Here is a 5,981-nt window from a genome sequence, read left to right as displayed (position 1 = left end):
TTTCTTCGGTGCGCACTTCGGTCTTGCCGGCCACCAGATCGAAATGCACAGCCTGCCCCGGTACCTTGCGTGTCACCACGTCGATATCGGCAATGCTGATGTCGGCGGCGGCGAGGAAATTGCAGATTTCTTTGCGGCCTTCGGTTTGCTTGAGCATCTGGATCGATACCTGCTGATTGAGCTGCGTCAGCTCGTTAAAGATGACTAGCCGGTTGACGAACCAGTCAAACACCGGCCGCAAGGCTTCGCTGTTGAGCTGCACCGCCATCGACAGGAACAAGGCATTAGCGCGGGTCGCTCCTTCCCACAGGTTCTTGGGTCCCTTGAAGCCGGAGCCGAATTCATAGACATCCTTGCCGGTATCGGCGTCGAAGTGGCGCTCAAACCAGCGCTGTGGTTTGAACGCTTTGTAGACCAGCAAGTGTTCGCTGACAACGCGTTGGCTGGTCAGGGCAAAGCCATACTGATAACGCACGCCGTCGAGCAGGAAAGTGACCTCAAACTCGGTAGGTTCGCTCGCGGACTTATCGTCGAGGCGGAAAGGCTGCACGCTGAAGGTTTGCCCCGGCTGGATGACGGCTGATTCCGCCACCACGCCGCGCATGTACTGCAGTGCCTTGATGAGATTGGACTTGCCACTGGCATTGGCGCCATATACCGCTGCGCTGCGCAGCAACGTTGGTACCGCTTTGATACTGGTGACCAATGTGTGCGTGTCCTGCAGGGTTTTATCCTTGGATGCAACGAGGCTGAGCACCTGCTCGTCGCGCAGGGAGCGGAAGTTCTTTATCCGGAACTCGACTAGCATTTTATTCAACCCGAGAATGTAAAATATTTACTAATTATGCACGAAGAACGCAAAATCTCAATTTATTATCGCGTCCGTTATATTTCTGCAAGGATAGTAAATTCATTTCAGACCCATATTCCGGAGTTCGGCATGACCATCCCCACCGAGCAGAAAACCGTCCAGGCGCGCATTCTCGATTATGCGTAGCAGATTGGCAGGACTTTCGTGCCGCGGACCGAAGCCGAAGCGCGACGCGGTTTCGACGAAACGCACGTCAAGCCGGTCGATCAAGGGAAGTCAGCGTCGCCGTTTTTCGTGGCGACGCTATTTGATCGGGTGAAAGAACTGAATCCCGGCTTTGCATAGTCAGCGGAAGAAATGGAGCGCAAGCTGGCCACCCCCGGCGTGAACGCGGACCAACCGACTCAATTGCTGGCGCAGGTGGAAAAGCGCCGCCTCTTTCCGACGCGGTTGACTCAGGCCGCGCAACTGGCGATACAGAACAGGTTGCTGAAGCCGGTGCTGGAAGGCGAGCGCCAGAGTACACTTGAGACGCCGTGGCCGGTCAGGCTGTTGAACCGGTGGCCTGCATTGCGCGTCGTGCCGGCGTATGCGGTCGGCATCGGCGTCAGGCCGGAACACGTGCGATCGCCCGCCTTGCGATAATGGCATGGTCTCGCGGCCCGGGACATGGTTTCTTTGATGACCGGAATTTCATCACTTGGCGCGCGTCTATTCCGCCTGCCGCCATGCCATACGCGATCACCATGGATTCCCGCACGAAAGCATCGGCGATGTGTACACTACCGCGCTCGCGTTTTACTTTGCCTGGACCATGACCATCACCGCTATCACTGTTAATGAAGATCTCCGTGCCTACATCGACCCGCTGACCGAAGACGAATATGCCGCGCTGGAACGCAGCCTGCTCGCCGAGGGCTGCCGCGATGCGCTGGTGCTATGGGGCGATCTGCTGGTGGACGGCCACAACCGCTACAGCATCTGCCAGAAACATGGCATTCCTTTCAACACCGTGCAGAACCAGACTTTCCAATCGATCGACGATGTGCACCTGTGGATGATCGACAACCACCTCGGGCGCCGCAGCGTGTCGGACTTTCAGCGTGGCGTGCTGGCATTGCGCAAGAAGGAGATCGTTGCCGCCCGGCTGGCGCAGGCGCAGGACACCAGGGCCGCTGTCGAGCCGGCTGCCGCTGAAGCCGCCGCGCCCACCGATGCCATGCCGCAACTGACGAGGGAAAGCATCGCGCGCGCCGCGCGGGTAAGCAGTGCGACGCTGGGACAGATCGAGAAAATCCAGAAGACCGCCGCGCCGGAACTCGTGAACGCGGTGAAGACCGGAATGATTTCCATCAATGCCGCCGCCGCGGTGGCGTCCCTGCCGGAAGAGAAGCAGGTAGCGGCTGTCGCGGGCGGCAAGAAGGAACTGCGCCAGGCGGCGCGGCAGGTGCGCGAGGCACGGCTGCCGCCCAAGCCCGAACCGGCGCCGCCGCCGGACGACGCCACGCCGGATCAGCTGGAGATCCATCGATTGACGCAACTGGTGGCCGAGCTCACGGAGGAACGCGACCAGCTGAAGAAGAAGGTGCAACACCTGACGATCGCGCTGGCGGAGGCACGCGACGGAAAATAGCGTTACGCGTGGATTGCGCTAAAGGCACTGCCGTTGCCACTATCCGAGTCCATGTACCGGACATCCGCAGACCGCGTGGCCGTACCGGTAATGCGGCGAGCATCGTCAGCTTGAAGTCGGCATGCACAGTACAGCCAGTGCTCAAACGGTCTCCGGGAGCGGCCCTCGCTGTGCAAGCCAATCCGTGAATGCGGACACCCGCGCCGATTCGCGCCGGCGGCCCACGGCATACGAGTAGGTTCCCGTGTCGATCCGTGCCGGACTAAGCATCGTCAGCGCGCCGGCGCCAATCATTCCCGCAACGAACACCTCTGGCACCACAAGAACGCCCAATCCTTGCAAGGCTGCCTGAATTGCCAGAATCGTGTTGTCATACTCAATTGCCGCCTGCAGCGCCTTCGGATTTAGCCGATGGAATGCGCTCCAGCGCATCCACAAGTCGGGCCTCGACCGCGCGCCTATTCGCGGCACCTTCGCCAGCCATCGTGCGTCTTCCGATTCGCGCGGCATCGACTTCGCGATGAAATCAGGACTGGCGACAAGCACCGAGCGCTCCTTCATGAACGCAATGGAAGGCAGCCCTCGCAACTCGACGTTCTCCCTGCGGATGAATACGTCGGCCGGCACGGCCGGATTGGCAGGCCCGTCCGTGGTACGTACCTGGATGCGCAGTTTCGGATGACGGTCATTGAAATGCTGGAGTTGGGGAATCAGCCAGTACATCGCCAGTGTGACGCTGGTATCGACAAGTATGGTGGACTGCCGGTTGATGCGCGCCGCTCCATTTAGTGCGTCGCCGATCATGTCCATCTCGCGGGCGACACGTTCGTAAAGCCGTTTGCCGGCCGGGGTGAGTGTTGCCGCACTGCCTGCGGTGCGGTCGAACAGCACTTCCTTGAGATGCTCTTCCAACACCCGTACCTGCTTGCTTACCGCCCCGGGCGTAATGTGCATGGTCTGCGCCGCCTGGCGAAAACCGCCGTCGCGGACTACGACGCAAAAAACCTGCAGGGCATTGAGCGGATGGCGGGATGTCATGACAAGCGTTGAGATTAATTCAACACATGATAAAGAAAACTCGTTTGCGTGTCAGCATCCCGGCTTGCATACTTTTCACGCAGCACACGCCGCTGTTATCACGACATCAGGAGGATGTTCTTGAAACTGTATCCACTATTTGTTCTGATGGCCGCCACCACGGTACTCAGCCCGGGACCCGGCGTGGTCATGACGATCACCAATGCACTGCGCTACGGCATGAAGGGAACGATCGGCGGGATCCTTGGGATTGCAGTCGGGGCGCTGGTCGTCGCGGGAGCCTCGGCGACCAGCCTGGGCCTTTTACTGTCGACATCCGCAACCGCATTCACGATCATGAAACTGGCCGGCGCCGCCTACCTGATCTATCTTGGCGCCAGGCTTTGGCAGGCGCCGGGATTGCGCTTCGATCTCAATGACACCGGGAATGTCAACTTTACCAAGCGCTTTACGGAGGGCGTCTCCTTGCAACTGACCAATCCCAAGGCGGTCTTCTTTTTTCTTTCGGTGTTACCGCAGTTTATCGACAGGGCGACCGGCTATGCGGTGCAGTTTTTCATACTGGTTCTGACCTACAGCACCCTGGTCGTGGTAATTCACTGTCTTTATGCATCGGTCGCGCACCGGGCAAGGAATTGGCTTGCGTCCGATCGCGGGGGAAGAGCGGTCAACAAGGCGGGTGCGGCCACATTCGTCCTCTTCGGCGCAGCGCTCGCGGGAGCAACCAGGTAGTCCGTCGCTCTTTCCTTAATGCACCGGCTATTTGAACAGGACATCCGAATTGGCATCGGCAAGCGTGGCACAACCGCACAGCGCCATCGCGATTTCCAGTTCGTCGCGCAGCAGCCGGATGACATGCGACACCCCCATTGCGCCGGCGTTGGCGAGGCCGAACAAATACGGCCGTCCGACCAGGACCGCATCCGCCCCCAGTGCGATGGCTTTCAGCACATCGGTCCCCCGCCGTATGCCGCCGTCGACCAGCACCGGCACGCCGGCGCCGACCGCATCGCGGATGCGCGGAAGGACGACGGCGGTGGCCGGCATCGTATCCAGGGTGCGTCCGCCGTGGTTGGAAACGATGATGCCGCCAGCCCCGGCGTCGACGGCGAGGCGGGCATCGTCCTCGTGCATGATGCCCTTTAGAAGAACCGGCAGGCGGGTGATGCCTTGCAGCCATTCGATGTCGGCCCAGGTCGGTGCGGTGGTCAGCAATGCGTCGAACATGCGGCTCTGGTACGGATGCAATTCGATGGCTTGTGCCGGCGGCAGGCCGGCGAGATTGACGGCGGCGATGCCGGGCGGAAGCTGGAAGCCGGCGCGGCGTTCCCTGTCCCGCGCGCCGCTGCTCGGCGCGTCCACAGTGACGACCAGCGCCTCGTAGCCCGCCTCTTCCGCGCGCCGCACCAGTTCACGCGTGAAACCACGGTCATGCTGCAGGTAAAGCTGGAACCAGAGTGGACCGCGCCCCGGCTCGTTCAGGACGATCCGGGCGACATCCTCCAGGGGGGTGGTTGCCTGCGTGCTCAGCACCATGCCGGCGCCCTGCATCGCGGCGGCGAAGGCGGTGGCGATTTCCCCATCCGGATGGGCCATGCGCTGAAAAGCGACCGGCGCAAGCAGGATCGGATGCGCCAGCGTCGTGCCGAGGAAGTTCACCCGCGTATGGCCGCCAACGAGATTGCGCAGCACGCGCGTCGATAAGGTGATCGCATCCCATGCGGTGCGATTGGCCCGCATCGTGATTTCGTCCGCAGCGCCGCCGCTGAAATACGACCATGCGTTGTCGTCCAGACGGGCATGCGCATGTGCCGCATGGTCTTCCAGCGATACGACACCCGGCGGCATCGGCTCGACGGCGGGGACGTTGCTCATGTATCGGCCCACATGCGCAGGAGGTTGTGATAGGTACCGGTGAGCTGGACGACCGACGGCTCCTGCTCGCCGAGGGATTCGCGCAGCTTGAGCAGCGCCATGTCCATCTCGAACAGCAACCGACGCTGGTCGTCGCCGCGCACCATGCTTTCTATCCAGAAGAAACTCGCCAGCCGCGCGCCGCGCGTCACCGGCGTGACCTGATGCAGCGAGGTACCGGGATACAGTACGAGATCGCCGGCGGCCAGCTTGATACGCCGCTCGTCCTGCAGATCCTGGATCAGCAGCTCGCCGCCGTCGTACTCATCCGGCTCGGCCAGGAACACTGTGCAGGACAGGTCGGTGCGCACCCATTGCGCCGGATGACGGGAATGCAGCACGGCGCCGTCGATATGGGCGCCGTAATGGTTGCTGTCCCCGCTGTAGCGATTGAACAGCGGGTTGAAAATCTTGCGTGGCAGCGCCGCGGAAAAAAACAACGGATCGCGCTGCACGGCGCCGAGTATCAGCGCCTGCAACTGGCGCGAGACATCGCTGTCCTGCGCCAGTTGCTCGTTGTTCTTGCGGGCGACCGCCTGGCCGCCCGCGCTGCTGCGCCCGTCGATCCAGGGCGCGTCGGGCCCG

General features: G+C 61.5%; 7 protein-coding genes. 3 read left to right on the top strand and 4 right to left on the bottom strand.

Annotated elements, in window-relative coordinates; translation table 11 throughout:
• A partial coding sequence (locus tag V7080_RS22890) for an AAA family ATPase (protein ID WP_334190690.1) occupies positions 1-808 on the bottom strand: 808 nt, incomplete at its 3' end.
• A 360-nt stretch (positions 809-1,168) separates the two neighbouring features.
• Here V7080_RS22890 and V7080_RS22885 point away from each other — a divergent pair.
• Both V7080_RS22885 and V7080_RS22880 read left to right on the top strand, forming a co-directional pair.
• On the top strand, positions 1,169-1,456 hold the full coding sequence (locus tag V7080_RS22885) for a hypothetical protein (RefSeq protein ID WP_334190689.1): 288 nt from the start codon (positions 1,169-1,171) through the stop codon (positions 1,454-1,456).
• Positions 1,457-1,625: 169 nt separating this feature from the next.
• Complete coding sequence (locus V7080_RS22880; RefSeq protein WP_334190691.1) at positions 1,626-2,444, top strand: hypothetical protein; 819 nt, start codon at positions 1,626-1,628, stop codon at positions 2,442-2,444.
• Positions 2,445-2,585: 141 nt separating this feature from the next.
• Here V7080_RS22880 and V7080_RS22875 read toward each other — a convergent pair whose 3' ends face one another.
• Entirely contained in the window at positions 2,586-3,482 is an 897-nt protein-coding gene (locus V7080_RS22875; RefSeq protein WP_334190688.1) for a LysR family transcriptional regulator, read from the bottom strand.
• Positions 3,483-3,602: 120 nt separating this feature from the next.
• Here V7080_RS22875 and V7080_RS22870 point away from each other — a divergent pair, with 120 nt between their 5' ends.
• Positions 3,603-4,214, top strand: coding sequence for a LysE family translocator (locus V7080_RS22870; protein WP_334190687.1), 612 nt, complete (start codon positions 3,603-3,605; stop codon positions 4,212-4,214).
• 27 nt (positions 4,215-4,241) lie between these two features.
• Here the strand turns inward: V7080_RS22870 and V7080_RS22865 are convergent, their stop codons facing one another.
• Both V7080_RS22865 and V7080_RS22860 read right to left on the bottom strand, forming a co-directional pair.
• Complete coding sequence (locus V7080_RS22865) at positions 4,242-5,357, bottom strand: alpha-hydroxy acid oxidase (protein ID WP_334190686.1); 1,116 nt, start codon at positions 5,355-5,357, stop codon at positions 4,242-4,244.
• A partial coding sequence (locus V7080_RS22860) for a Fe2+-dependent dioxygenase (protein ID WP_334190685.1) occupies positions 5,354-5,981 on the bottom strand: 628 nt, incomplete at its 5' end. The genes V7080_RS22860 and V7080_RS22865, both read right to left, overlap by 4 nt.

Source organism: Noviherbaspirillum sp., from assembly GCF_036846085.1.
Lineage (GTDB): Bacteria > Pseudomonadota > Gammaproteobacteria > Burkholderiales > Burkholderiaceae_D > Noviherbaspirillum.
Note: the sequence above shows the minus strand (reverse complement) of the source record. Positions and strands in the feature narration are given on the sequence as shown.

Coding starts and splice junctions, on each gene's coding strand:
- V7080_RS22875 (WP_334190688.1), bottom strand. CDS start 3,482: ATGACATCCCGCCATCCGCTCAATGCCCTGCAGGTTTTTTGCGTCGTA.
- V7080_RS22885 (WP_334190689.1), top strand. CDS start 1,169: ATGGAGCGCAAGCTGGCCACCCCCGGCGTGAACGCGGACCAACCGACT.
- V7080_RS22880 (WP_334190691.1), top strand. CDS start 1,626: ATGACCATCACCGCTATCACTGTTAATGAAGATCTCCGTGCCTACATC.
- V7080_RS22865 (WP_334190686.1), bottom strand. CDS start 5,357: ATGAGCAACGTCCCCGCCGTCGAGCCGATGCCGCCGGGTGTCGTATCG.